Origin of the sequence: Pseudomonas sp. EYE_354 (assembly GCF_023148575.1) — a bacterium.
Lineage (GTDB): Bacteria > Pseudomonadota > Gammaproteobacteria > Pseudomonadales > Pseudomonadaceae > Aquipseudomonas.
The window spans coordinates 121,042-147,964 of the sequence record NZ_JAHXNQ010000016.1; the positions used below are offsets into that span (position 1 = coordinate 121,042).

The window sequence follows — 26,923 nt, forward strand, 5'->3', positions numbered from 1 at the left end:
CAATGGCGATATACACACCTAAAAAATCGAGGCTACTCCCATGCCATTCGCCACATTGATCCACCGCGCCAGTCTACCCTGCCCGAAAGTAGGCGCCGAGCAGGCGGCTCAATGGCTGGCGCAGCATTACGGTCTCGCCGGCACGCTGCAATCACTGGGTAGCCAGCAAGACCTCAATTACAAAGTCGACAGCCCACACGGCCGGTTTGTGCTGAAAATCTGCCGGGGTGAATACGCCGCGTTGGAGTTGCAGGCCCAGCACGCGGCGCTTAACAGCTTGAACAGCTCGCAGGCCGTGCGCGTGCCCAACGTCATCCAGGCCCTGAACGGCGAGGAGTTGTTGACGGTGAGCGTTGACGGCCAGGCCTTGCACCTGCGGCTGTTGGACTACGTCGACGGCGAGCCGTTGACCCATCTGCCTCACTTGGGGCGCGACGTGATTGCAGGGTTTGGCGACCTCTGCGGCCGTATGAGCCAGGCCTTGGCCGATTTCGAACACCCTGGCCTGGAGCGCACGCTGCAATGGGACCCACGCCATGCCCAGGCGCTGATCGTGCACCTGCTGAGCACATTGGAAAACCTGCCCCACCGCGCCGCGCTGGAACGCGCGGCCGAGCAGGTGCAAGCGCGCGTGCGTCCGCTGGCCGACCGCCTGCCGCGGCAAGCCGTGCACATGGATATCACCGACGACAACGTGGTGTGGCAGCGCGATGCCCAGCGCCATTGGCACGTACAGGGTGTGATCGATTTTGGCGATCTGGTGCACACCTGGCGGATTGCTGACCTGTCGGTGACCTGCGCGGCCTTGTTGCACCATGCCGAGGGTGACCCCTTTGCCATCTTGCCGGCCATCCAGGCCTGCCACGCCATTACCCCGTTGCAGCGCGAAGAATTGCAGGCGCTGTGGCCGCTGATTGTCGCGCGTGCCGCCGTGCTGGTGCTGAGCAGCGAACAGCAGCAGCGCCTGGATCCGGACAACGGCTACCTGCTGAAAAACGCGGCTCACGAATGGGAAATTTTCCACGTGGCGACGTCGGTGCCATTTGAGCTGATGGAAGCGGCCATTTTAAGCAGCGTTGGGCAGGCGCTGGGACCGATTGCCAGCCAGGACTTCGCCCCGTTGCTGCCTGGGCTGGTGGGGCGTGAGTTCGCGCTGATCGACTTGGGTGTGCTTAGCCCGCATTTTGAAGCGGGCAATTGGGAGTCGCCGGGCATCGATCACCGGTTATTGGATGAGGCGGCAGCGGTACATGGCTTGGCGGCCAGCCGTTACGGGCAATACCGTTTATCGCGCACGCGCCCGGACAGCCCGACTGAGCCGGAGACGTTTGCACTTCATGTCGAACTGCATCTGCCCCATGGCACGGCGGTCGAAGCGCCGTTTGCCGGTACGTTGCGCCAGGACGCCGACGGCCTGCTGAGCGTGCAGGGCGTCGAGCTGAGCGTGCGTGTGTGGGGCGTGAAAACGCTGCTCAAGCCCGGTGCGTTGCTGGTAAAAGGGCAAATCGTGGGTGAGGTTCACGCACCGCTGAGGGTGCAATTGTGCCGCGCCGACCTGGAACCGCCGCTGTTTTGCACGCCGTCCCGCGCGGCGGCCTGGCAGGCCCTGTGTCCGTCGCCGGCGGACTTGCTTGGCCTGGCCTGTGATGCTGAACCCGAACTTGATCCGCACGCCCTGTTGGCCCGCCGCGATGCCAGTTTTGCGCGTTCGCAGAAACACTATTACGTCGACCCGCCGCGCATCGAGCGCGGCTGGCGCAATCACTTGATCGACATGCAGGGCCGTTCCTATCTGGACATGCTCAACAACGTCGCAGTGCTGGGCCACGGCCACCCGCGCATGGCGGCGGTAGCGGCGCGCCAGTGGTCGCTGCTTAACACAAACTCGCGGTTTCACTATGCGGCGATCGCCGAATTTTCCGAGCGTTTGCTCGCGCTGGCGCCAGAGGGCATGGACCGCGTGTTCCTGGTCAACAGCGGCACCGAGGCCAACGACTTGGCCATTCGCCTGGCCTGGGCCTACAGTGGCGGGCGCGACATGCTCAGTGTGCTGGAGGCCTACCACGGCTGGTCGGTGGCGGCGGATGCGGTCTCCACCTCGATTGCCGACAACCCCCAGGCGCTGAGCAGCCGCCCGGACTGGGTGCACCCGGTGACCGCGCCGAATACCTATCGCGGTGAATTTCGCGGGCACGACAGCGCGCCGGACTACGTGCGCAGCGTGGAACACAACCTGGCGAAAATCGCCGCGAGTAAACGCCAATTGGCGGGTTTCATCTGCGAGCCGGTGTATGGCAATGCGGGCGGCATCTCGCTGCCGCCGGGTTATTTGCAGCAGGTATACGGGCTGGTCCGCGCCGCGGGCGGTGTGTGTATCGCCGACGAGGTGCAAGTGGGCTACGGCCGCATGGGGCACTTTTTCTGGGGATTTGAGGAGCAGGGCGTCGTGCCCGACATCATTACCATGGCCAAGGGCATGGGCAACGGCCAGCCGTTGGGTGCGGTGATTACCCGCCGTGAAATCGCCGAAGCGCTGGAAGCCGAAGGGTATTTCTTCTCGTCATCGGGGGGCAGCCCGGTCAGTTGCCGAATCGGCATGGCGGTGCTGGATGTGATGGAAGAAGAAAAACTATGGGAAAACGCCCAAGTGGTAGGCGGGCATTTCAAGGCGCGGTTGGAAGCACTCATCGACCGTCACCCCTTGGTCGGCGCAGTGCACGGCTCCGGGTTCTACCTGGGGCTGGAACTGGTGCGTAACCGCCAAACGCTGGAGCCGGCCACCGAGGAAACCACATTGTTGTGCGACCGCCTGCGTGAACTGGGCATTTTCATGCAGCCCACCGGCGATTATTTGAACATCCTCAAGATCAAGCCGCCGATGGTTACGTCTAAACGCAGCGTGGATTTCTTTGTCGACATGCTGTCGAAGGTGCTCGATGAACACTTGTAGATAATCGATTGTTATCGGTTATTCCTTGTCATATTTATCGATCACACTTGTTGATCGCTTTTAAAGCCGATTTTTATCCGTTATAAAGTCGGCCTTACCCCATTCGGAGTCCTGATCGCCATGACCACCCTGCACAGCACCCCCCGCGCCGATGGCTTCCACATGCCCGCCGAATGGGCGCCACAGACCCAGACCTGGATGGTGTGGCCCGAGCGCCCGGACAACTGGCGTCTGGGCGGCAAGCCGGCCCAGGCGGCGCATGTGGCGGTGGCCAAGGCCATTGCGCGTTTTGAGCCGGTGACCGTGGCGGTTTCCGCAGGCCAATACGAAAACGCTCGCGCCCGCCTGGATGTACCGAATATTCGCGTGGTGGAGATGTCCAGCGATGACGCCTGGGTACGTGATACCGGCCCCACCTTTGTGATCAACAACAGCGGCGAAGTGCGCGGCGTGAACTGGGATTTCAACGCCTGGGGCGGGTTTGATGGTGGTCTTTACTCGCCGTGGAACCGTGACGCGCAGGTGGGCGGCAAGATCCTCGAAATCGAACGCGCGCCGCGCTACCGCACCGAAGGTTTTGTGCTGGAAGGCGGTTCGATCCACGTCGACGGCGAGGGCACCCTGATCACCACCGAAGAGTGCCTGCTTAACCGCAATCGCAACCCGCATCTGGACCGTGGGCAGATCGAAGCGGTGCTGAGCGACAATCTGGCTGTGGATAAGATCATCTGGCTGCCGGACGGCCTGTTCAACGACGAAACCGACGGCCATGTGGATAACTTTTGCTGCTACGTGCGCCCAGGTGAAGTATTGCTGGCGTGGACCGACGACCCGCAAGACCCCAACTACGCGCGCTGCCACGCCGCCATGGACGTACTGCAAAGCAGCACCGACGCCAAAGGACGCGCGTTCACGGTGCATAAAATGCCGATTCCGGGGCCGCTGTACGCCACCGAAGCAGAATGCGCAGGCGTCGACCCGGTGGACGGTTCCCAGGAACGTAACCCGAGCGTGCGCCTGGCCGGTTCCTACGTGAACTTCCTGATCGTCAACGGTGGCATCATCGCGCCAAGTTTCGACGACCCGTTGGACAGCGAGGCCAAGGCCATCCTGCAGAACCTGTTCCCGCAACACGAAGTGGTGATGGTGCCGGGCCGCGAACTGTTACTGGGTGGCGGCAATATTCACTGTCTGACCCAACAGCAGCCTGCCCCCCACAGAAACTGAGTGCAGTTGTAACAGCACCTTTCGCGTAACCGCAGCGCTACTCGCTTTCAGCGCCCACAGCAAGCCCGCAGCCGAGCACGGTTGTGGGCTTTTTTGTGGGTGTACGCCTGTGAACAAGGGACGTTGGCATAGCTCTTGTATCGGTGATGGTCACAGTGGTTCAGGGTCATGACTGCGCAGTTTTGTCATAAACCTTGAGTAAGTTAGCCGCTCAAGCAGTAGGAGAGAGCGCTGAAATGAATGCCAATACCACCCCGATGTATACGCGCGCCTTCCACCCTACGCGGGTCAATGGCGACGCGATCCACGCGCTTGGGCTCTGGTTGAAGGACCACGGGTCGCGGCAGGTCAGACGACAGCCGGATTGGCGCAGTGTGATGAGCGAACGCTACCCGCAGGGGCTGCTCAGCGAGGACGAACTGCAGGTTTTGTGTGACTTGATGCACACCTGAAGAGCACGACGCTCAACGATGTGGGAGCGGCCTGCTCCCACACTCAATCGAGTCAGGCGCTAGAAACTGTAAGTGCCCGTTACCACCAGGTTACGCGGCTCCCCCGGCTGAATCTGCGCCACACTGGTGGCGGATTCGTAGTAAGTCTTATCGGCAATGTTGTTCAGCGCCGCCCGCACGTCCCATGCCTTATGGCGGAACCCGACCAACGCATCCCAACTGCCATAACCCGGCAGGACCACGGTATTGAGGCTGTCGGCATAGCGGTCGCCCACCAGGGTCAAGCCGGTTTCGGCGTACCAGCCCATTTCGGGTTTCCAGGTGATGAACAGACTGGCGTTACGCTTGGCCACATCGCTGACGCGCTTGCCTTTAAAGCCGTTGTTGTCCTTTTCGACCTTGGCATCCTGCAGACCGACGCCGCCGCGTACGTACCAGTTGTCGACGATCTTGCCGGTGGCGGTGAGCTCGACGCCGCGTGAACGCTGCAGGCCGCTGAGCAGGGTGATGGTGCGGTTCAAAGGGTCGGTGGTGCGGCGGTTGTAGAGTTCCAGTTCGTAGATTGCCAGGGTAGTGCTCAGGCGATCGTCGAACCAATCGCTTTTCACGCCGATTTCCTTTTGCTTGGTCAGCTCGGGGCTCAGGTCGTTGACGCTGCCGGCGGCGTTCGGTGTGATGCCGATCAAGCCGCCACCCGCCGGGGAGAAGGTCTTGCTCCACGACGCATAGAACGAGTGATGTTCCAGCGGCGTCCAGACCAGGCCGAAGCGCGGGCTGGTGCTGTGGCTCTTAACGTCTTGCCGGGTGTTGAGCACCTTGTTGGTGGTGTCCACTTCGAAGCGGTCGTAACGCAGGCCGGCCAGCACTTGCCACTGGTCATTCAGGCGCAGTTGGTCTTGTACATAGACCGCGCGGCTGTCGACTTCGGTGTGGTTATTGCTCGATACGCTCATCGGTCCGGTGTGGCTCAGGTTCCGGTTCGGCTGGTTGAGGTCCAGGCTCGGCACGGCCTGGCCGCCGCGGTTGGCGGGGGTGACGGGGGTGGCGGTGTAGAGCTTGGGATCGCGGCGCTGGTTACCCAGCTCAAGCCCGGTGAGCAGGCGGTGCTCCAGGTCGAAGGTCGTGAACCCACCTTCGAGTTCGACGTTGTTGAAGACGTTGAGCGTGGTCAGGTCTTGCTGCCAGCGTTGGCGCGTGACGCTGTTCGTCGCAGGCGTGTAGGCGGTCACGTAGGTGTTGTCGAAATCGCTGTCGAGTTTGAACACACCGAGGGTCTGGCGCAGTTGCCAGTTGTCGTTGAGTTCATAGGCCAGCTTGGAGCGCAGCGACTGGGTTTTGTCGTCGATGTAGTCGCGGCTGTCACCGTAGGTGGTGCTGCGGCTCACGTCGGCCGGGCGACCGTTGACGCCAGGGATACCACGGTCGGGCGTGCGGTTGTAGCGGCTGTATTCGTATTGCATCAGCCAGTTGAGGTCCGGGGTGAGCTGCCAGCTCATGGACGGCGCAAACAGTTGGCGACTGCCACTGACGTCATCGCGGAAACTGTTGTTGTCCTGGTTGCCCATGTTCAGGCGCAGGCTGATGTTATCGGTCGGGTCAGTGCTCAAGTCGGCATACAGGCTGCGCAAATCGTTGCTGCCACCCTGGGCTTCAATGCTCGACGCGCGCCCGGCCGTCGGCAGTTTGCTCACGCGGTTGACGATACCTCCCTGACCGCCTCGCCCGTACAGCACCGCTGCCGGCCCTTTGAGCACTTCGATGCGCTCGATGTTATGCAGGTCCCGCACGTACTGGCTGTCGTCGCGAATGCCGTCCAGGTAAAAGTCGTTGCTCGCGTCAAAGCCCCGGATGCGCAAACTGTCGAAGCGGGTGTCGGCGCCACTGCTCACGTTAGGAATACCGCGTAAGGCCTGGCCCAGGTCATTGATGCCATACGCGCGCAGGCTTTCGGTCTTCACCGAGTCGATCGCCTGGGGCACGTAGCGCACCGGGGTGACGGTGCGCGTCGCCGTGCTGGTTTGCTTGACGCGTGGGTCGTCTTCATCAGCCTCGGCGCTGATCGAGGTTTCAGGCAACGTGGTCGCCGCACAGGCAAAACCGGCAGACAGCAAAACAGAAAGCCCAAGGGTCGTGGGCGTCAGGCGAGGGGCAGACATGGAGGAATGTATCCAGATGGTTTAGAAGGAAAACAGCGCGTTAATAGTAATGCTTTGCATTTGCGCGCGTTATCTATTACCAAACGCATCGGCTTTGGAATATGTTGCGAAATGTGTTTTTTGTCGCTGGATGACAAGAATTTTTGTCGTTTTTAGGACGTCTGTAAGCCATTGCTTAGAATCAAATCGCCTAAATACAGACGATTCACGAAATTGACACATAGTTCAGCGCGCGACTAGGATTGCGCCCAACGCCTGTGGCTAACCGCCATAACTCATCCAATAAAAAAAGGCCCGCGGCATGTTAAGTCGTCCGCGGGCCTTTTTTTTTGGAATAAGCCGATACCTAAAAGCGACACGGAGCCTGGTGTCACAGCGCGTACTCAACCAGAAATAAGGAATACAAAAAAATGTTGAAGCAACGGATGAGTCTGATCGCTCTGGGGATTTTGAGCGCATCGACAGCCATGGCAAACGACCAGGAGCAATCCAAGGGTTTCGTTGAAGACAGCCACCTGAACATCGCTGCACGTAACGCCTATATCAGCCGCGACTACAAAAACGGCAAACAAGACAAAGCCGAATGGGGTCAGGGCTTCATCGGCAAGTTCGAATCCGGCTTCACCCAGGGCACCGTGGGTGTGGGTGTGGATGTGATCGGTCAATATGCTATTCGTCTGGACGGTGGCCAAGGCCGCGCCGGCGCGGGCGGTATCGACTTCTTCAAGCAGGGTAATGGCACCACCAACCCTGACGGCACGGCAAACCCTGGCTCGGCACCTCACGACCTGGCCAAAGGCGGCGCAGCTGTTAAGTTCCGCGTCTCCAACACCGTGCTCAAGTACGGCGACCAGTTCCCTAACGTACCGGTCCTGGCCTACGACAACTCCCGTCTGCTGTCCGAAACGTTCACCGGTACCTCGATCGTCTCCAAAGAGATCGCCGGCCTGCAACTGGACGCCGGTCACTTCACCAAGGAAGCTCGCAAGAGCGCCGAAGGTACCGACAGCGGCCGTCTGAAAAGCATCGATTACGTGGGTGGTAGCTACAAGTTCACCGAAAGCCTGTCCGCCGCGCTGTACGCCTCCGACATGGAAGACGTGCTGAAAAAGCAATACGTCAACGTCAACTACGTGCTGGCCCTGCCAGAGAAGCAATCGCTGACCTTTGACTTCAACGGCTACAAAACCAAGCTCGACAAGCGCTTCGCCCTGGAAAACCAAGGCAGCGAAGACGCCCGCGACAACAAGATCTGGAGCCTGGGCGCCACGTGGGCCGTTGGTCCGCACAGCTTCACCGTCGCTCACCAGCGCAGCACCGGCGACACCGGCTACCTGTACGGCGGCTACCGCAACGCCGGCGGCATCGGCGACGGCGGCAACACCATCCTGCTGGCCAACTCCTACTGGTCCGACTTCAACGGCAAGGACGAGCGCTCCTGGCAGGCGGGTTATGGCCTGGACTTCAGCACCTTCGGCGTGCCTGGCCTGACCTACAACGTCGCCTACGTGCGCGGCACCAACATTGACGACGGTTCCAACCGCGGCAATGGCACCGAGCGCGAAATCTTCAACCAGTTCAAATACGTCGTTCAGAGCGGCCCGGCCAAAGACCTGAGCCTGCGTGCACGTGCGTCCTGGCTGCGGGTTTCCAGCAACGCCGACAAGTACAACGTGGGCGGAAACGAACTGCGTCTGTTCGCCGACTACCCGATCAACGTTTTCTGATTGATCGCAGGTCGTGCCTGATGCCAGGCGATAAAAAACCCCGACTGGTTCGGGGTTTTTTTTATGACCGCCAATCAGCCCTCGCGGTGTTGCAGAATCTTGCGGGCCTGGAACGCGTTGACGTAGTCAGTCATCAGCATCAGTCCCTCATACGGCTGGATTTTTTTGTCGGCGACGCACAACTGCGCCATCTGCAACAGCACTTGGCGTTTCTTCTTATTGACCCTGGCGCCCGGCACGCCAAATGCGGTTTTGCGCAACACGGGCAAAGGGGCCTCAGGGGTCAGCTCCACCGTCACCCAGACGCCTTGCATAAACTGCAGCGTGACATTGTCGATGTGCTCAATGGGCAACGGCTGCGCCAGGTTGGCGAACACAAAATGTTCCGGTGTCAGGCGCAACGCGATCTGTGGCGCGCGTTTGAAGCGACGCACCCCCAGCCAGAGAAAGATCAGCGCGATACCAGCAATCGCCGCACCGGCGCCGATGGCGGATAACGGCGTGCCTTTCATGCGCTCCGGCGCGAGCCAGGGTTGGGTCATGATCCACAGCCCCAGCAGCACGAAGGGAATCGACAGCAGCGCCATCAGCACGGCGCGTCGGCGGCCGCCTTCGTGAAACGCCTGCTCGCCCTGGGCCGATACGGCCATGGTCTCCAGCAGATGGGTGTGCGCAGTGTTTTCGGACACCGCCACGTCGATCAAGGCGCGAGACAACTGCTCGCGCAGTGCCTGCGGTGTGCGGAAGCAGGCATCGATTTGCGTGTTCGCCGCGTCGGCATCCGCCGTGCGGGTGGCGCTGCGCACGGCATCTTCCAGCGGCACGTTCAGCGCGCGCAGACGTTCGTCATTGGACGGGTGGGAATCGGTTGGGTGCGCTTGATGACTCTCCAGCGCTTCGGGCGGCAGTTGCAACTCACGTGTGCACACCGTGGCGAGTACCGCAGCGGGCAGGTCCGTCGCCGTGGCGGCGTCACACAGCGCCAGCAGTGAGTCCTCGATGTGTGGGTGCAACACCGACACCCGCAACAACGCCGATGCCGCGGCGGCATGGCCGGCCAACCGCGCGCCGGCGGCATCCGCCAGCAATTCGCGCTCACGGCTCCAGTGGTTTACCGCGTGATCAAAGCGCTGCATGAAAAACACACCGAACATGAACAACGGCCGCATCAACTGCCCCTGAATAAAGCCGCTGCTCAGCGAGGTATCCAGCAGCGCCCCAAGGCTGAAATTGACCCCCTCGTAGATCGGCAAAAAGCGCAGGCTGTAGTCGGTGTCCTGCCCAGCAAAGTGCGCCAGTTCATGGCCGATCACTGCGTCGATTTCCTCACGGCTCAACAGGCCCAGGTACAGCAGCGGCACATGCAAGGTGCGTCCGTGCAGCAGCGTGTTCGCCGGTTGCACAATGGCTTCGCTGGAGGTCACGTAAAAACCTTGGGCCAGGCTCACCACGATATGCTCCGGAGGCAGCGCACCGAGCGAGGCCGCCAACGCATTCACCTGGCGCCACAACCCCGGCGCCTGCTCGGGCGTCACCACTTCACCGAACAACTCCAGCGGTTCGGGCGTGAACAGGCGCAGCATCGGGCGCAGCTGTTTAAGCAGCTGCCAGATCGAATACAGACAAAACGCGGCGATCACCCACAGCACCGCCATCAACTTGATTTCGCCGCTGGCCAGCCGGCCGATATGCCACATCGCCAAGCCTTCAAAACCCAGCGCCAACGCGACCGCCGCCGCCATCGCCACCCCATGGCTCACCAGCACATAGGGCAACAAACGTCTGCCCTGGGAAAACACCTGTAACAACATCTCTCGCGACTGCAGCGCCCGCCACGCTGCCCAGTACGTGCCGGCCAACGCCGCCACACCGATGAACGCCGCCAACAGCCCCAGACCGATCACCCATGGCGCCAGGGCTCGCATTGCACGGTTCACGTGGTGAGCGGTGGGCAGTTCGGTCTCGATTACTACCAGCCGGCTGAGCGCCAGATAGACGCTGATTTTTTCATCGACCAGTTGCACCTCAGCCGCCGGGTCCTTTGCCGCCAGTGCTTGGAGTTGCTGTTTAGCGATATCCACAGTGATGTGGTAATCGATCATCGCGGTGGTGGATTCGGCAGCCCGCTGCCGCTCCCAGACGCCGAGAGTGGCCAACAGCAGGGGGAAAATTACCAGCAGGCAGATCAGTTTCAGGGCGTTCATGGAAGTCCGTTCGCGACGCGGGGGTGTTGGTTATACCGAAAACGTCCGGGGCGCGGCAGCCCATTTTCTGATGCACGGGTTCTGCGCTGGGGTGTTCCTATGCACATTGGGCAGGCTTTTAACCCCCACATTCAAAGCGCAATACCCCGATCCCGACCGCCTCAAAACTTATGCCGGCCGCGACGTAAAAACCAAACGAACCGCAAGCAACACAAAGACAAATGCCAGGCTGCGCGATTGCCACTTCGCGGACTCGCCTTTGTGGGACGCGTAAACCCGGATCATTCCCCCGATCAGGCCCAGCGCAACGTGGAAGATCGTCGCGATCAGTGTCAACACCAGCCCCAGCGTCACGATTTGCCGTGCGACCGCAGAACTGCCCGGAACGACGAACTGCGGCAAAAACACCATGAAGAACAGCAGCGCTTTCGGGTTGAGTAAAGAGTTCAGCATCGCGCGCATGAACACTGACATGAGCGAGGCCTGGATGGCGGCGTTCAGTGGAAGTCCGCTACGCACCCGAATGGCCTTCCACGCCATCCACAGCAGATAGAACGCGCCGGCCCAGCGGATCAGATCGAACGACGGTGGCCACTGCGCGATTGCGGCCGCGAGACCGGCGGCAGTGAGCGCGGTCAATACGAGGTCAGCGGCGCCTATGCCCAATGCAGCAACGACGCCGCCACGCCAGCCGTAGCTCGCGCCGTGCGCAATCACGAAGGCCATGTTGGGGCCGGGGGACATCAGCAACAGCAACACCGCCCCGGCAAACAGCAGGAGTGTCGACGGCTCTATCATGTGGGCTCCAGATCGCCGCGATAGACGATGTGAAGCTTGTTGCCATCAGGGTCTCGCAGGTAGGCACCGTAGTAGCCCTGGCCATACCAGGGCCGCTCGCCCGGGCTGCCTTCATCAGTGCCACCCTTCTCGATCCCCGCCGTGTAGGCCGCGCGTACGACGTCGGGCGTTTGAGCATGAAACGCGAGCATGCTGCCATTGCCCGGCGTGGCCGCAAGGCCATTACGCGGTAAGTAGACATAGAATCTGGGCAGCGTGCGCACCGGATGGACCCAGCAAGCCGAGGCGGGGCCTCCATCCGGGGTCACCGCGCGGCGGATCAGCCCGAGTGGCGCAAGTACGGCGTCATAAAAAACCGATGCTCTTTCAAGGTCGGCGCATCCCACAGTAACGTGACTGAACATATCTCAATCGATTCAACGCCACTGGAGCTGTTACCTCCTGCGCGCCGAACTCGCCTCCTTGCTTTGTGTGGGATCGGAGCCTACGCTCGCCACTTGATACACACAAAGAATTGTTCTAGATACATTCAATGACGATGCCACGGTACAAAACCATAGCTGACCAGGTCGCGGAAAATATTCGCAACGGACGTTTGCGCCCCGGAACCCAACTCCCGACGGTACGCACATTGATGCGCGAGCATGGCATTGCGCTTGCGACCGCCGCTCGCGTCTACCGAACGTTGGAATCAATGGGCCTGGTGGTCGGTGAAATGGGGCGTGGCACCTTCGTGCGCGACACCTCTCTTCCACGCGATCTCGGTCTGCAACCGGCATACGGAGCTGGATTAATTGACCTGACCTTCAATAACCCAGCGGTTCCCGGGCAGGCAGAGATGCTGAGGCAGGCACTGCGCAACCTCGCATCCTCGGGCGATCTGGACGCCTTGCTGCATAACGCACCCCATGGCGGGCGCCCGCATGAACGAGAAACTGCAGCGAAACACCTTCGCAACCGTGGCATTCGAGTCCCTGGATCGCAGGTGTTGATCGTCAATGGCGCGCAACAAGGGCTGGCGATGGCGATGATGGCGCTGCTCAAACCGGGCGAGGTGCTCGCGGTCGACGCGCTCACCTACCCGGGCATTAAAGCGCTGGCCGTGGCCCATTGTATTGAGCTTTTGCCCATCCCTTTGGCTGATGGCAAGACCAACCTGGACGCCCTCGCGACCAGTTGCAAGCAGCGTCCGGTACGTGCGTTTTATACGATGCCCACCCTGCACAACCCCCTGGGATCAATCATGCCGGCCGCAGACCGTAAGCGTTTGATCGCGCTGGCCGAGGAACACGATTTTGCGCTCATCGAGGACGGCGGCTATGCGTTCCTGGCCGAGCCGGCACCCAAGCCATTGTTCACGCTCGCACCGCATCGCACGATCTACGTTTCCGGCCTCTCGAAAAGCGTCGCCTCGGGCTTGCGAATCGGATTTATCGCAGCGCCCGTGTCGCTTATCCCCGCGCTTGAGCAGGCCGTGCGAGCCTCCACATGGAGCTCGCCATCGATCACAGTCGAACTGGCGTGTCGCTGGATCGAAGAAGGCGTGGTGGATGACCTGGAAGAATTGAAACGCAAAGACGCCGCGAATCGCCAACGAATCGCCCGCCGCATTTTCGGCGGCATCAACCTGGTAGGGCATCCAAACGCCTACTTTCTGTGGCTGCCATTGCCCGAAGACATACGCGCCGAAAGCGTTGCTGCTGCATTGCGGCGCGACAACATTATGGTGACGACAGCAGAGCCCTTTTCCGCAGCATCGAATGTGCCTAACGCGCTGCGCGTTGCGCTGGGGTCCATACCTGTTGAAACGCTCAAACTCGCGCTGACAAAAGTGAGAGTTGCCTGCGGCTATTAAGTTTGAATGCCTGTTGCTGAGCGGTTGGTCTTGAGATCGTTATTGCGAGCAGGTGTGGTGCGTACAGTGAATCGCCCCGGATTCTTTAGACACCGAGCAGTATGAGTTTGAGCTTCCAGCAGCTTCCAAACCCCAGAAACCACAAAGCCCCGCATTGCGGGGCTTTGAGATATGGTGCGCACCAGGAGTCGAATCGAAAGGCAACTATATGAAAATAAATACTTTTTATATAATTAAATTTCTCTATCCCTAAGCATTATCCTTAATGCCGGGATGCGCTATGGATAGAGTCTCAATCAATAGTTGGTGTCTGGTTTTCTACAACGATTTGACATGTTTGGTTGCTACGAATGAGTAACTAATCCAGTCGTATTGTAATTCTGTGTTAAAAAGTGAGGCAAAAACTTAGCGACGTTATGCTATCAAATAATTTATCCGAGCTTTATTGCTAATGCTCTGGGTCCTTTATCTGTTTTCACAATTTCAAATTCAACACTGTCACCGGCGTATAGTTCTGTAAGGCCGTCATACCCTTCTACTTCAGAGTAAACGAAGAATGCATCCTTACCTTCGGCTCGTCGAATGAATCCATATCCCTTGAAATTGTCGCAAAAATGAACTTTCCCTTTTTCTCGTGTTGAGCTCATTCGTTCGTACTCCTAGCGGCAATAGCACTGGCTTTGAATTTAGTATCCAACATCTCTTTCCACTTTTTGGCAAGTTGCCGATCAGTGCGTGCCACGATGCCGAAATGATATTTTAACTTGTGATAGGTTTTTAGTTTTCCCGGGCTGGATGTTTCAGTTTCCGGGATCCTACACAGTTTGTATGCAATTCTTTGTAGTTTGGCAGAGGCCTCGCTATCATATGTTGGCAATACTGAACCGAGCTTTTTACGCAGATCTTTAGACTGTGCATGCTTTAGCCGGGTGAGCACTGCAACCTTGCCGGAGGTCATATTCCAAAGCTCATGGTATTTGCTGCAGTTGCTATCTTTCTCAAATTCTTTTTGGCAAATAAAGACCAGGTGGCGCACATAGTGGCGGTCTTTTTTTCTGATTTTCGGGTTTCCATGCTTAGCCCATAGCCCAGTCACCTCAAACTTAGCTTTTGTGTCGGATGACTGTTCAACTTTGGTTTTACGAGGGTGCAGCTTCAGGCCGAATTTTGTAAATAGCGATGCAACAGATTCAATTGCATTACTGATTTTCTTTTCTTCCAATACCACTCTTGATGAAATTGTTATGTCATCGAGAAGCCTGGTATATGTAAGCCCTTGTGACCGAAATTTGCTGATTCTTCCGTATTCAGAGTTAAAAAATATCAAATTAGCTATATAGCTAGAGCAGCAAGCGCCTTGAGCGACCCTACCATTAATAGTTATTAGATCTGTAATTAGGCTAGAGACAGCAGGAGGGAATTTACATAAAAGTGTGAAAATATCTTGGACATGAGTACGCTGTATACTCGGATAGAAATCTTGGATATCCATCGCGATTATAGTTTTCGCACCAGCATGAAGTGATACATTGGTAACATAGTCTCTTTCCTTTAATCCGCCATGCAGGTATTCAGGATAGATAATATGCTCGAAAATTTCGCGATTGATTTTTTTCTGAATAGACTTTAAAAACGGTTTTGGTTCGTGAAGGACACGTTCTTTTAAGTTGGCCTTGTCTTTGCCGGTATAGACAGTAAATTCGATATAAGATTTTTCTGAATTTTTTGCGATAAGCAACAGCCGTTCAGGTGTCACGCCTAAGCACTGTGCAAGCGCCTCCACAGAGGCAATAGGTTTTTTCGAATAATACGGTTTGTCATTTGCCATGTAGTTTAAGTTCAGAGTCAGTTATTGATAAAGTAATCTCTTAAAAAGAGTACTGCTTTCCCAATGCCCAAGCCAACATATACGGTGGTAGACACCCGTTTTATGACTTCCCTCAGATCAATCCTTTTCAGAACCTGACTGTCTCCAGTATCAGACTCTTTGCTCTTTGTACCGCCATTCACGTTTACATTTACTACGATGAGAAAAATCATCGGTTCATCTCCTTGCTGGTTGAGTTTTGCCAGACCATAAAGAAGACAAGGAATAAATCTATCAATCTGAGGGGACTCTCAACTTAGCTTGCCAGACAACCGTCGCCCTAGGGGCCGCGCCCTCACGCTGATTTGGCGCAGTGAGCGATCCCATGGGGCAGGGGGGGCCGGTCGTGATCTCTTACGAGGTCGCCAATAAGCAGCGGCTCCGAGATCGCCTGTTAAGGCGTCGACTTCCTTGTATACATAGCGTGAATTTGTAAAGAGCGGGGCCAGGCGAAAGTCACCTGCGTCCCGGTAGGTATAACATGAGGCATTCTGCCATCAAAGCGATTTTTACTTCCTTCGGGAAAGTTTTCTGATCAGGTCAGGCGTTCTGTAGCCTTTGGCAGTGCAAGGCAGCCTAGATATTTTTGCAGGATACACAGGTGTGATCTGGTTATTTCCTAAGAGCACAGTCAATTGCGGATCAACTCGATTGCGATGCTTCCAGGTTACGGTTTTTGAGCTCACGTTCATGCTTTAGGAGAGCCTGCGTTCTCAATCGTGCCCGAAATCGTTGGCTGATCAACTCAGCATTTCATTGGATTTAGCCTTCAGCGACGCGGGTATAGACCATGCTTTTCCAAGGCGGGTGGTGATTAATCTTGTAGTTAAGCGATAGTAATAGCGCGTGGTTTCGGATCGGTTGTTTATCTCATTATTCAGAAACCATGTGAGATGTTTTCTTTGCCACGTCCATGGATTGTCTCGGTGCCAGCGCTCAGCTATAGCCGTTTGGATGGCTTTCGTTTGACGTAGATGCCGCTGACGGGTGGTGTGCGATCCACTCAGGACGCTCGCTAGGAATAGCTCCATATCGAATGGCTTGCTCATGCTCGACCACCAATGTAAGCCGACACCACGTCGATACGACCATGCCCGAGTTCATAGCTGATTTGGTTTCGGGCCTGCTGATCGAGGTGCCGGTCGAACTGGTAGCAATGGCCACCATTGATGGGCGCGAGATGATGGGTGATTTGCTCGTAGCGTTCGCATGCAAAGGCCGCCCGTAGTTCATGAAAGCCTTTGAGGTTATGCGTATGGAAGATGTCCCGCGCAGGGCTGACTATCTGCCGTTGAAAATCAAGGTAGCTTTCGTTCGGTGCCAGCAGGTTGCGGCTACCGTTGGGTGAGACCTGTTCTGCGTACCTGAGCGCTTCGCTGATATGGTCATCCACCGCAATCCAGCGAGGTGCCGATGCACCTGGACGGCCACCTTTGGTGCCGTCCTGGATATTGATCTTGCCGAATTGTTCGGCTTCACGCTTAAGGCGCGGAAGGTCGGCTAAAATGGTCTCGCGCAAACGCATACCGGTGGTTCGCGCTAACCGCGCGATGGCCGCAGCGCGCGGCTGCTGATGTCCGAAAAGCTCGTCGACGATCCTCTTCACCTGTTCGCGGTCTTGGCCTTGCGGCACCGAACGACGAACACTGGTCCGCTGCATTCTCAACGCCTTGCTTGGGTTCGGCACTTTCACCGACTGATCACCGCGCAGCGCGGCCATGGTTCGGCTCACGCTGGACAATCGGTTTTGCGCGGTCGCGATGCCGATAGCTCCGTGTTCAACTTGCTGTCGCAGATGTCCGGCGCAGCTTGGCGCAAGGAAATGGCCACGCGGATAGGTTGCTGCAGGGCAGCTATGAAAGGGGATGAGTTGCCTCAGTGGGCACACTGGTAAAAGTAGGCATCCATCGCATTGCTGTGACCGTGCGAGCTGCCGGGCGCTAATCGCACTTTGGGAGAACCACCACCGTGTGGCGTAGCCTTGACTACCTGGGTTGCTGTCGACGACAGCGCTTTGCCCGATCTTTTCTACGCCTGTGGATGAAGTTATCCACCGGTGGAGATCTGTGGTTTTCCACAGACAGTTGTGCGGGCTTTGGTTTTTTTAAGTGATGTCCATCCAAGCAGCGCGGCTTTGCACCCTGTTTGGATGGATCCGCGTGGCAGAGCAGATTGCGGGAGTCTTACGGATGTACGCTTGCTTTACTGCGGCACTTTAAAAGCCAAAGCAGTCTCAGCACCGTCGGCCAAAACAATGTGTTGAGAACGTCGTGAGTGCTTGCCTGCCAGCGCCAGTATCCGAAGCTTCCAATATCGTCTCGCCGATCTACTCACTCGCCTGATAGATATGCAGCGCGTGTTTTGAAAGCCCGGCTGCCGAAACAATGACGAACTTGATGCTTTGTGAGGTTGAGATATCCATATCAACTCCTCCTCTCTGCACCATTGCCAGACTTACGCTGGACCCCATTGCTGTTGATCTTTCCAATCATTTGGAAATCCCATGAGTAGCAGATGATCCACTTCCTGCTGATCCATGATTTCGGCCAGGCGCAGCTTCCACTGGCTGTCTGGACTGATCAAGTCGGTTAGGTAGGCCAGCATCGTCAATACAACGTACAGCCGCTGCTTGGGCTGAGGCCGGTCGGCGGGAGCGGTTGGGATGGCCCATTCTTTAGGTAAGGATGGTCGAATCGAGAGCTCTCGGTTCCATAGCCGTGAGTGGTGGGCGCAGCAGTTGCGAATGAAGGTCAGCGTGTGTAACCAGGAGGCCAATACTTCGAAGGGCAGGCTGAATCGGGTGGCGATCGCTTTCTTGTCGGCGCTTTTGCCTATGGCATTGAAGAGGGTCGATACCGTGCCAAGGCTGAGTTCTTCCAGGACCGCCCAAGCGGGCGGCAGTTCAGGGTGGGCATAGGTCGCACCGTAATATCGGAAATAGTTGTCACGCATGCGGTTTTCGATCCGCTGTTGCTGGAGCCCATCGGCTTGTCGGCCCTTTTTGATGCGGTCGACATCACGTTTAAGTTTGCTGCGTTCCTTACTCATTTGCTCCCGCAACGGACGCAACAGATCGGGGTGAGCGTATGACGAGGAGAAAACAGACGCGTCAGCTATCCAGTCAGGCCCGTATTTTGGACACATATGATTGCTGATGGTCGCTCGTATGGCGACTTCGACACGTTCGATAGCCTCCATGGTGATGCGCCGCAACGAACCATCGAAGCGGTAGATGTCGACGATTGCCTTTAGTGTGCTGCCGGGCTTGAAGGTGTGTTCAGGGCCTGGCTCTTGGAAGGGGCGCATGTAGGGACTCAGGCGAAACAGCGTGACCACTTCGAGAAAACGCATGGCCCTATCATCGTTGGCGATGCGCAAGCCTCGTTGCTTTAGCAGTTCCAATTGCTGTTCTACGCTGAGAGCCGGTTTGTCGAAGGGCCTCATGTAGTTTTCTCCAGGCAAAAAAAACCCGCACGATTTGAGCTTGCTGACTGGGTCAACCTAGGCTTGGCGGGTGTGTTGGGGTGCATTATAGGTAGGTGTAAGAGACCGTCAACGTTGCGCTGACGTGAAATTGTAACGAGTAAACGGGCGAGGAAAGCTTGGTCTGTCGATGCTGATAACGCAGTGCTGGACGTTATCCAGCTTCCAGGAGGTTTAAACCTCCCAGAAACAACAAAGCCCTCACATTTCTGCGAGGGCTTTGTTTTGTATGGTGCCGGCACCAGGAGTCGAACCCGGGACCTACTGATTACAAGTCAGTTGCTCTACCAACTGAGCTATACCGGCGTGTTAGGGCGACGATTATAGCGACTGCCAGAGTTCTGTAAACCCCTGAAATCTGACTATTTTTGCGAAAACCCAAGTTTTCGCAAATCTCCCCGTATTTCCCTACGTCCTGCGCGAAAAATCAACGCTCGTGCAACGCCTCGGCGCGGGATTTGATGATGGGTTTGAGCAGGTAGCTCAGGATGCTTTTCTTGCCGGTGATGATGTCCACCGAGGCGACCATGCCCGGGATGATCAGCAGGGGCTTCTCGTCGGTGCCCAGGTGGCTGCGGTCGGTGCGCAGTTTGATGACGTAGAAGGTGTTTTTCTTCTCTTCGTCCATCACGGTGTCGGCACCGATTGTTTCCAGCTTGCCTTTGAGGCCACCGTAGATGGTGTAGTCGTAGGCGGTGAATTTGATCATGGCTTCCTGGCCAGGGTGCAGGAAGGCGATGTCTTGGGGGCGGATCCGCGCTTCCACCAGCAGGGTGTCGTCCAGTGGGACCACTTCGGCCATGTCGCTGCCGGGCTGGATTACGCCGCCGACGGTGTTGACCAGCATCTGCTTGACGATGCCGCGCACGGGTGAGGTGACCATGGTGCGGCTGACGCGGTCTTCCAGGCCCTTGGAGGTGGCCTGGGCCTTGCTCAGGTTGGTGCGTGCTTCGTTCAACTGGGCCAGGGCGTCGCTGCGGAACTTGCCGCGGGTCTCGTCGATTTTGCGCTGCACTTCGTTGATGGCGGCCTGGGCGCGGGGGATGGCCAGGGTGGTGCCGTCGAGCATGCCGCGGGTTTCAACTTCCGAGCGTTTGAGGCGCAGCACTTCCACCGGCGAGATCGCACCTTGCTGTACCAGGGGTTCGGACATGCCGATTTCCTGGCGCAGCAGGTTCAGGCTGTTGCGGTACTGGTCCTGCTTGGAGCTGAATTCACGCAGTTCCTGCTGGCGTTGCAGCAGTTGCTGTTGCAGCCCGCCAATTTCGTCTGCCAGTTGCTGGCGGCGGCTCAGGTACAGCGATTCTTCGTTCGAAGCCTGGTTGGGCACGGCTTTGCGCGCGGCTTCGGTGATGTTCAGCGGGCGGTTATCGACTTCTGCACTGAGGCGCTCCACGCGCAGTTCCATGGCCACGCGGTCGGCTTCGGTTTCGCCGACGTTGGAGGCGAATCGCGTGTCGTCCAGGCGCACCAGCGGCGCACCGGCTTCGACGATCTGCCCTTCGTGCACATAGATCTGAGCGACGATGCCGCCTTCCAGGTTCTGGATTTTCTGGATGCGTGACGATGGAATGGCCTTGCCTTCGCCCTTGGTGACTTCGTCGATGATCGCGAAATGTGCCCACAGCACCAGGAACACAAAGAAGCCGATCACGCCCCAGATGGTCAGGCGCACGATGCGCGGTGCGTCGTCGATCAGGGCCTTTTCGACTTCGGGCATAGGCTGGCCGTCGAGCGAGGCACTGCCTTTGAAGTAGCGGAAGATGACGTCTTTCCAACGGCCTGGGCCGGACTTAAGCAACACTGATCTGCCCCTTTTTCAGCGCTTCCATCACGGCCGCTTTTGGACCGTCTGCGAGGATCTGGCCACGGTCGATCACCAGCAGGCGGTCTACCAGGCTCAGCAGCGAAGCACGGTGGGTGACAAGAATCACCGTCTTGTTTTCGATCACCGCCTGCAAGCGCTGTTTCAGGCGCTCTTCACCGGTGTTGTCCATGGCGCTGGTGGGTTCATCCAGCAGCAGAATGGGTGGGTTCAGCAGCAGCGCACGGGCGAGGGCGACGTTCTGGCGTTGGCCGCCGGAAAGGTTTTGCCCGCGCTCGCCCACTTGCAGTTCGTAGCCTTGGGGGTGCAGCCTGGCGAATTCGTGCACGCCGGCGAGTTCTGCCGCTTGCAGCACCATTTCGTCATCCACGTAGCGCGCACCCGACACGAGGTTGTCGCGCAAGGTGCCGGCCAGCAGTTGTATATCCTGGGCCACGTAGCCGATGTTATGGCGCAATTCGCTGACGTCGATCTGGCGGATGTCTACACCGTCCACCAGCAACGAGCCGGAGTCCGGCTGATACAGGCCCACCAGCAGTTTGGCCAGCGAGCTTTTGCCCGAGCCGCTGCGGCCGATGATGCCGATTTTCTCGCCGGGGCGAACAGTCAGGTTAATGCCGCGCAGTGCCAGGTTTTGCTGGTTCGGGTAGGTGAAGTCGACCTCGCGGAAAGCCATCGCGCCTTGCAGCGTTTTACGGCTGAGCGGGCGCTCGTCGAAGTTGCGCTCTTGCGGCAGCTCCATCATCTGGTCCACCGAGACCATCGTCACCTTGGCTTGCTGGTAACGGGTCAGCAGGCCCGACAACTGGGCCAATGGGCCGAGTGCGCGGCCGCTGAGCATGTAGCACGCCACGAGGCCGCCCATGCTCAGGGTGCCGTCGATGATCTGGTACACGCCAAAGATGATCATCGCCACGCCGGCCAGTTGCTGGATCAGCAACGTGATATTCATCGCCAGGCCGGACAGCACTTTGACTCGCAGTTCCAGGCGGCTGAGGGTGCCAATGGTTTGTTCCCACTGGTATTGGCGTTCGCTCTCGGCGTTGTTGACCTTCACCGCATCCAGCCCGGCGAGGGTTTCGATCAGGCTCGATTGCCGCTCGGCGCTCAGGGCCATGGTGCGCTCAAGTGTCGCGGTCAGCGGTTTTTGCAGGAAATGGCCGATGCCCAGGGCCAGCGGGAACGCAACGATGGGAATCCACACCAAGTGGCCCCCCAGCAACGCGATCACGCCGAGGATGATCAGGGTGAAGGGCAAATCGATCAGGCTGGTGAGGGTCAGGGACGTGAGGAAGTCGCGCATCCCCTGAAACTCGTGGATGTTGGAGGCATAGCTGCCGACGCGCGCCGGGCGCATTTTCATGGCCATGCCCACGATGCGCTCGAAGAGCGTCGCGGAAATGATCAGGTCGGTTTTTTTGCCCGCAAGGTCCAGGCACAGACTGCGCATGCTCTTGAGCAACAGGTCGAACAGGTAGGCGCCGCAAATGCCGATGGCCAGCACCCACAGGGTGGCGGTGGCCTGGTTCGGGACCACGCGGTCGTACACGTTCATGACAAACAGCGGTGCGGCCAGCGCGATCAGGTTGATCACCAGGCTGGCGGCAATGGCGTCGGCGTACAGCCAGCGCGAACGCTTGAGGGTGTCTTTGAACCACGAGCGCGCGCGCGGGATCAGCGTGCCGCTGGTGACGTCAAATTTATGTTGCGGTTGGGCGAAGAAAACCCGGCCGCTGTAATCTTGACTCAGTAGTTCGCGGGTGACCTGAACTTCGCCGCCGTCGCTCTCGCTGAGCAGCAGACGGGCGGTATCACCCTCCCAGCCCAACAGCACCGCACAGCGGCCTTCCTTTAATAGCAGTAACGCCGGCAGGGCAATGGTTGGGATCTGCTCCAGCTTGCGCTGCAGCAAACGCCCCTGCAAACCCGCGCGGGCCGCTGCACGGGGCAGCAGATCGGCGCTCAGGCGCTGCCCAGCCAGGGGCAGGCCCGTGGTGAGCATCGCCCGGCTCGCGGGTTTGTAATGCAGGGAACAGAGAGCCAACAACCCGTCCAGCAACGGGTCGTCATGCTGAGCGCGTGGGTCGTGGTTGAGTTGCGCCAAACCTATTTCAGAATCCAAGCTGACTCTCTCTTAAGCAGTTGAGTGGTCCAACGCCGTCAAGAATCAGTTCATCCCTGGCAGGTTTACCGACGGTTTAACATCGTTCTGCACAACTGATGCCATCGGCGCCACAACGCCCTGACTTCTCAGCAGTTGGCCCATGTCGGCCTTGATGCGGTACTGCGTATAGATGTACAGGTTTTTGATCTGTGCCAGACGCTGCTGAGCGGTGAACAGTTCGTTCTCGCTGTCGAGCAGGTCAAGCAGGGTACGTTCGCCCAGGCTGAACTGCTGCTGGTACGAGGTACGCACTTTGGTGCTGCGGTCCACGTACTGCTGTGCAATCGGCACCTGCAGGCTGGCGTTGTTGTAGGCGTTCCACGCCAGGCCCAGCTCTTCGTTCAACTGGCGCAGGGCGTTGTTGCGGATATCCAGTGCCTGGGTGGCCTGGGAGGCCTTGGACTGCAGGCTGGCTTTGTCGCTGCCGCCGTTGTACAGGTTGAACTGCATGTTGAGCATGGCGGAATAACCATTGTCATGGCCTTCTTCGCCGCCGATGTTGTTGTTCGCCGAGCGTTGCAGCACGGCGTCAAAGCGCGGGTAGAAGGTCGACTTGGCGGCTTCGTACTGCTTTTCGGCAGCAGCGATGTCCGACTCGGCAGAGCGCAGTACCGGGCTGTCCGCAATCATCTGACGACGTGCTTCATCCAGGCTGGCGGGCAGCGCGGTCACGATGCCCAGCGGCTTCTCAAGCTGATCGGGTTCTTTGCCGACAACACTCAGGAAGTTGGTGTTCGCGTCCGCCAGGTTGGTCTGCTCGGTGATCAGGTTGTTTTGCGCCTGGGCCAGTCGCGCTTCGGCCTGGTCCATGTCCGCCATTCGGCCGACGCCACGGCTGGTGCGCAGTTTGATCTGGTCAAAAATGCGTTCGTGACTTTTCAGGTTGTCTTCTGCCAGTTGCACCATCTCGCGACGGGTCAAGACATCCAGATAAACCTGGGCGACCGTCAGTGCGGTGCGCTCGGAGGTATTGAGCAGCGCGTAGCCACGGGAATTGGCGGTGGCTTGTTGGCGGCCGACTTCATTGACGGTGCCAAAGCCTTGGAACAAATTTTGCTGAAGGCGGATGCTCGACTCGCCGCGGTTCAAGGTCTTCCAGTCATGGCTGTTGCTGGCGGCGCGGGTCGAGGTGTTGTCGGAGCTTTCACGGCCATAACCGCCCAACAAGTCGATTTTTGGCAGGTAGCCGCCCTGGGCTTCGCGAACCTGATAGTCAGCGGCAATGCGCGCATTGATAGCGGCCTGGATCTCCGGATGATTTTCCACTGCGTCTTGCATCGCTTCGGGCAGGGTCTGAGCCTGGACGAAACTGGCGGCTAGAGCAAACGGCACAGCTTTAAGAAGGTGCAAACGCATTCTGATGTTTCCCCGGGGATTGGTTGCCTTAAAAAAACGCAACACATTTGGAATATTGCATTGTAGTGGCAACTCGAAATGCCCGTTTTTCTAGGGCGCCGAAGGGCGCAAACAGAAAGTCGCGAGGCCGCTTAAATATCAATGTGACATTACTGGGCGGATTGTTTAGGATGGCGTCCAATAGGTCAATACCTTGACGGAAAAGTAATTATCCCGAAAGAACAACAAAATATTGACGCCAAAATATTTTCACAGCAGTTAAGTACTCCAGCTATTGAATCGGCACCAGATAGCGGGCCGGTCTCCTTGATGGATACCCCCGAACGGTAATACACGGAGAGTCTTTTATGAGCAGCGTTGCGGTCGTCAAAAGCATTGTCGGTCAAGTGTTCGCAGTTTCCCCGGAAGGGATTCGTCGCCTGCTCGTAGAAGGGGATCGTCTATTCGCCGGGGAACAGGTTGATACCGGCGCATCGGGCGCCGTCTCTCTGGAGTTGGCCGACGGTCGTACCATCGATTTGGGGCGCGACAGTCAGTGGAGCGCAAACGCGCCTGACTCGGTCACCGACCTGAGCGCCGCCACTGCTCAAGCCGCACCGTCCGTCGCCGAACTGCAGCAAGCCATCGCTGCCGGTGCCGATCCGACCCAAGACCTCGAAGCCACCGCGGCCGGCCCAACGGCTGCTGGTTCCGACGGTGCCGTCGGTGGCGGCCACAGCTTTGTCGTGCTGGAGGCCACCGCAGGCGCGGTTGACCCCACCATTGGCTACCCGACGACCGGCTTGAATGCCGGTGATGCAGTGAACAGTACCTTCACCGGCGCCAACAATAATGGCGTCGACCCGCGCAACGTCACGATCACCCTGACTGCCACGCCAACCATCACCGAAGCCGGTGGTGTTGTTGTCTATACGGTGTTTATCACCCAGGCGCCGACCAGCGACCTCACCGTGACCTTGTCCAACGGCCTCTCTGTCGTGATCGCTGCCGGCCAGACCTCGGGTGCACTGAACGTCACGTTTGCTGGTAACGACACGCCTTACCTGGACGCCTCTTCGATTTCCGCCACCATTGCCGGCACCTCCGGCGGCGGCAACCTGATCATCACCACCGACCCGACGCCGGCGGTGACGCAGGTCAACGACACCATCGACACCACCACCGTCACACTGACTGCGACTGCATCGGTGGATGAGGGTGGCAAGATCGTCTACACCGCGACCGTGAACAACGCCGCGCAGACCGACGTCACGATCACGCTGTCCAACAACACCACTATCACCATCGAAGCCGGTAAAACCACGGGCACCGTCAGCGTCGATACGCCGGCAAACCTGGCCGACGGCAAAGACCTGACCGTCAGCGCCACCATCACCGGTGCGAGCGGCGGTAACTACGAAAACCTGGCGATCAACCCGGAAGCCGCCACGACCACAGTGGTCGCTGTCGACGATCCGAGCGTGCTGGTCGCGGACACCAACACCGTTGTCGAGGATCAGGCCGCCACTGGCAACGTGCTGAGCAATGACAGCGACATCGACAACGTGCTGACCGTCGCGACGTTTACCGTCGACGGCAACACGTATGCCGCGGGCAAAGTCGCCGTTATCGAAGGTGTCGGCTCCATCACCATCGGTGCGGATGGCGCGTATGTGTTTAACCCGGCCAAGGATTTCAACGGTGAAGCGCCGCAGATCGGCTACACCACCAATACCGGTTCGAGCAGCACGCTGGACGTGACGGTGACGCCGGTCAACGATGCGCCGGTGGCTGAAGCCACTACTGCGACCGGTGCTGAAGACCCAAGCGTAGGCATCGCGGTCAAACTGTCCGCCACCGACGTAGACAGCCCGACGGACGTGAAATCGTTCACCGTCGGCACGCCAACCAATGGCACCTTCTACACCGATGCGGCGATGACCAAACCGGTGACCGGTTCCATTGACGCGGTCAACGGCGAAGCGACCGTTTACTTCAAACCGAACGAAAACTTCCACGGCACCGCGGACTTCACCTACACCGCCACCGACGGCGGCCCGCTGACCTCGGCGCCAGCCAACGGCACCATCACCGTGACTGCGGTCAACGACGCGCCGGTGGCTGCGGAAACTGCTGCGACCGGTGCTGAAGACCCAAGCGTAGGCATCGCGGTCAAACTGTCCGCGACCGACGTAGACAGCCCGACGGACGTGAAATCGTTCACCGTCGGCACGCCAACCAATGGCACCTTCTACACCGACGCGGCGATGACCAAACCGGTGACCGGTTCCATTGATGCGGTCAACGGCGAAGCCACGGTTTACTTCAAGCCAAACGCGGACTTCAACGGCACGGCGAACTTCACTTACACCGCGACCGACGGCGGTAACGCTGACGGCAGCAGCCCGCTGACCTCGGCTCCAGCCAACGGCACCATCACCGTGACTGCGGTCAACGACGCGCCGGTGGCTGCGGAAACTGCTGCGACCGGTGCTGAAGACCCAAGCGTAGGCATCGCGGTCAAACTGTCCGCCACCGACGTGGACAGTCCGACGGACGTGAAATCGTTCACCGTCGGCACGCCAACCAACGGCACCTTCTACACCGACGCGGCGATGACCAAACCGGTGACCGGTTCCATTGACGCGGTCAACGGCGAAGCCACGGTTTACTTCAAACCGAACGAAAACTTCCACGGCACCGCGGACTTCACCTACACCGCCACCGACGGCGGCCCGCTGACTTCGGCGCCAGCCAACGGCACCATCACCGTGACTGCGGTCAACGACGCGCCGGTGGCTGATGCCACTGCTGCGACCGGTGCTGAAGACCCAAGCGTAGGCATCGCGGTCAAACTGTCCGCGACCGACGTAGACAGTC

18 protein-coding genes, 1 tRNA gene and 1 pseudogene are annotated in these 26,923 nt (G+C 58.5%); 6 read left to right on the plus strand and 14 right to left on the minus strand.

The annotated features are described in order from the left end of the window. Positions 1–40: 40 nt before the first annotated feature. From KZX66_RS21225 to KZX66_RS21235, 3 genes are all read left to right on the plus strand, one after another. The gene (locus tag KZX66_RS21225) at positions 41–2,950 is read left to right on the plus strand and encodes an aminotransferase (protein WP_248083136.1); all 2,910 of its coding nucleotides are present in this window, start codon (positions 41–43) and stop codon (positions 2,948–2,950) included. Positions 2,951–3,070: 120 nt separating this feature from the next. After that, a complete protein-coding gene (aguA, locus tag KZX66_RS21230; protein ID WP_248083137.1) occupies positions 3,071–4,177 on the plus strand; it encodes an agmatine deiminase in 1,107 nt (368 codons plus the stop codon). Between the two features lie 236 nt (positions 4,178–4,413). Then, on the plus strand, positions 4,414–4,629 hold the full coding sequence (locus KZX66_RS21235; RefSeq protein WP_248083140.1) for a hypothetical protein: 216 nt from the start codon (positions 4,414–4,416) through the stop codon (positions 4,627–4,629). Positions 4,630–4,688: 59 nt separating this feature from the next. Here the strand turns inward: KZX66_RS21235 and KZX66_RS21240 are convergent, their stop codons facing one another. After that, positions 4,689–6,785, minus strand: coding sequence for a TonB-dependent siderophore receptor (locus KZX66_RS21240; RefSeq protein ID WP_248083142.1), 2,097 nt, complete (start codon positions 6,783–6,785; stop codon positions 4,689–4,691). A 410-nt stretch (positions 6,786–7,195) separates the two neighbouring features. On the opposite strand from KZX66_RS21240, the gene KZX66_RS21245 reads away from it, so the two are divergent. Continuing rightward, complete coding sequence (locus tag KZX66_RS21245; RefSeq protein WP_248083144.1) at positions 7,196–8,512, plus strand: OprD family porin; 1,317 nt, start codon at positions 7,196–7,198, stop codon at positions 8,510–8,512. A gap of 74 nt (positions 8,513–8,586) precedes the next feature. On the opposite strand, the gene KZX66_RS21250 is transcribed toward KZX66_RS21245, so the two are convergent. The 3 genes from KZX66_RS21250 to KZX66_RS21260 all read right to left on the minus strand — a co-directional run bounded on the left by KZX66_RS21250 (position 8,587) and on the right by KZX66_RS21260 (position 11,918). After that, positions 8,587–10,716 (minus strand): M48 family metallopeptidase, encoded by a 2,130-nt coding sequence (locus KZX66_RS21250; RefSeq protein ID WP_248083146.1) that lies wholly within the window; start codon positions 10,714–10,716, stop codon positions 8,587–8,589. Between the two features lie 168 nt (positions 10,717–10,884). Further along, positions 10,885–11,514 (minus strand): LysE family translocator, encoded by a 630-nt coding sequence (locus tag KZX66_RS21255; protein ID WP_248083148.1) that lies wholly within the window; start codon positions 11,512–11,514, stop codon positions 10,885–10,887. Further along, entirely contained in the window at positions 11,511–11,918 is a 408-nt protein-coding gene (locus tag KZX66_RS21260) for a VOC family protein (RefSeq protein ID WP_248083150.1), read from the minus strand. Before KZX66_RS21260 ends, KZX66_RS21255 begins: the two co-directional genes overlap by 4 nt. A gap of 128 nt (positions 11,919–12,046) precedes the next feature. Between KZX66_RS21260 and KZX66_RS21265 the strand changes: the two genes are divergently transcribed. After that, the gene (locus tag KZX66_RS21265; RefSeq protein WP_248083152.1) at positions 12,047–13,369 is read left to right on the plus strand and encodes a PLP-dependent aminotransferase family protein; all 1,323 of its coding nucleotides are present in this window, start codon (positions 12,047–12,049) and stop codon (positions 13,367–13,369) included. Positions 13,370–13,800: 431 nt separating this feature from the next. Here KZX66_RS21265 and KZX66_RS21270 read toward each other — a convergent pair whose 3' ends face one another. The 10 genes and pseudogenes from KZX66_RS21270 to KZX66_RS21315 all read right to left on the minus strand — a co-directional run bounded on the left by KZX66_RS21270 (position 13,801) and on the right by KZX66_RS21315 (position 24,064). Continuing rightward, positions 13,801–14,016, minus strand: a complete 216-nt coding sequence (locus KZX66_RS21270) for a cold shock domain-containing protein (RefSeq protein WP_122696704.1) — start codon at positions 14,014–14,016, stop codon at positions 13,801–13,803. Then, on the minus strand, positions 14,013–15,197 hold the full coding sequence (locus KZX66_RS21275; protein ID WP_248083154.1) for a reverse transcriptase family protein: 1,185 nt from the start codon (positions 15,195–15,197) through the stop codon (positions 14,013–14,015). The genes KZX66_RS21270 and KZX66_RS21275 overlap by 4 nt, the downstream gene beginning before the upstream one ends. 17 nt (positions 15,198–15,214) lie before the next feature. Beyond that, entirely contained in the window at positions 15,215–15,409 is a 195-nt protein-coding gene (locus tag KZX66_RS21280) for a hypothetical protein (protein ID WP_248083155.1), read from the minus strand. 567 nt (positions 15,410–15,976) lie between these two features. Then, positions 15,977–16,285 carry a hypothetical protein gene (locus KZX66_RS21285; RefSeq protein ID WP_248083157.1) on the minus strand — a complete coding sequence of 103 codons (309 nt, stop codon included), beginning with the start codon at positions 16,283–16,285 and terminating at the stop codon, positions 15,977–15,979. Continuing rightward, a pseudogene (locus tag KZX66_RS21290) lies at positions 16,282–17,040 on the minus strand (integrase domain-containing protein); the annotation flags it as partial. The gene KZX66_RS21285 and the pseudogene KZX66_RS21290, both read right to left, overlap by 4 nt. 650 nt (positions 17,041–17,690) lie before the next feature. Continuing rightward, positions 17,691–18,680 (minus strand): Abi family protein, encoded by a 990-nt coding sequence (locus KZX66_RS21295; RefSeq protein WP_248083159.1) that lies wholly within the window; start codon positions 18,678–18,680, stop codon positions 17,691–17,693. A 269-nt stretch (positions 18,681–18,949) separates the two neighbouring features. Next, positions 18,950–19,025 (minus strand) — tRNA-Thr (locus KZX66_RS21300). A gap of 121 nt (positions 19,026–19,146) precedes the next feature. Then, positions 19,147–20,523, minus strand: coding sequence for an HlyD family type I secretion periplasmic adaptor subunit (locus KZX66_RS21305; RefSeq protein ID WP_248083161.1), 1,377 nt, complete (start codon positions 20,521–20,523; stop codon positions 19,147–19,149). After that, the gene (locus tag KZX66_RS21310) at positions 20,513–22,666 is read right to left on the minus strand and encodes a type I secretion system permease/ATPase (protein WP_248083170.1); all 2,154 of its coding nucleotides are present in this window, start codon (positions 22,664–22,666) and stop codon (positions 20,513–20,515) included. Before KZX66_RS21310 ends, KZX66_RS21305 begins: the two co-directional genes overlap by 11 nt. 45 nt (positions 22,667–22,711) lie before the next feature. Next, positions 22,712–24,064: a TolC family outer membrane protein gene (locus KZX66_RS21315; protein WP_248083172.1), complete on the minus strand. Its 1,353-nt coding sequence runs from the start codon at positions 24,062–24,064 to the stop codon at positions 22,712–22,714. 347 nt (positions 24,065–24,411) lie between these two features. On the opposite strand from KZX66_RS21315, the gene KZX66_RS21320 reads away from it, so the two are divergent. After that, a partial coding sequence (locus KZX66_RS21320) for a retention module-containing protein (RefSeq protein WP_248083174.1) occupies positions 24,412–26,923 on the plus strand: 2,512 nt, incomplete at its 3' end.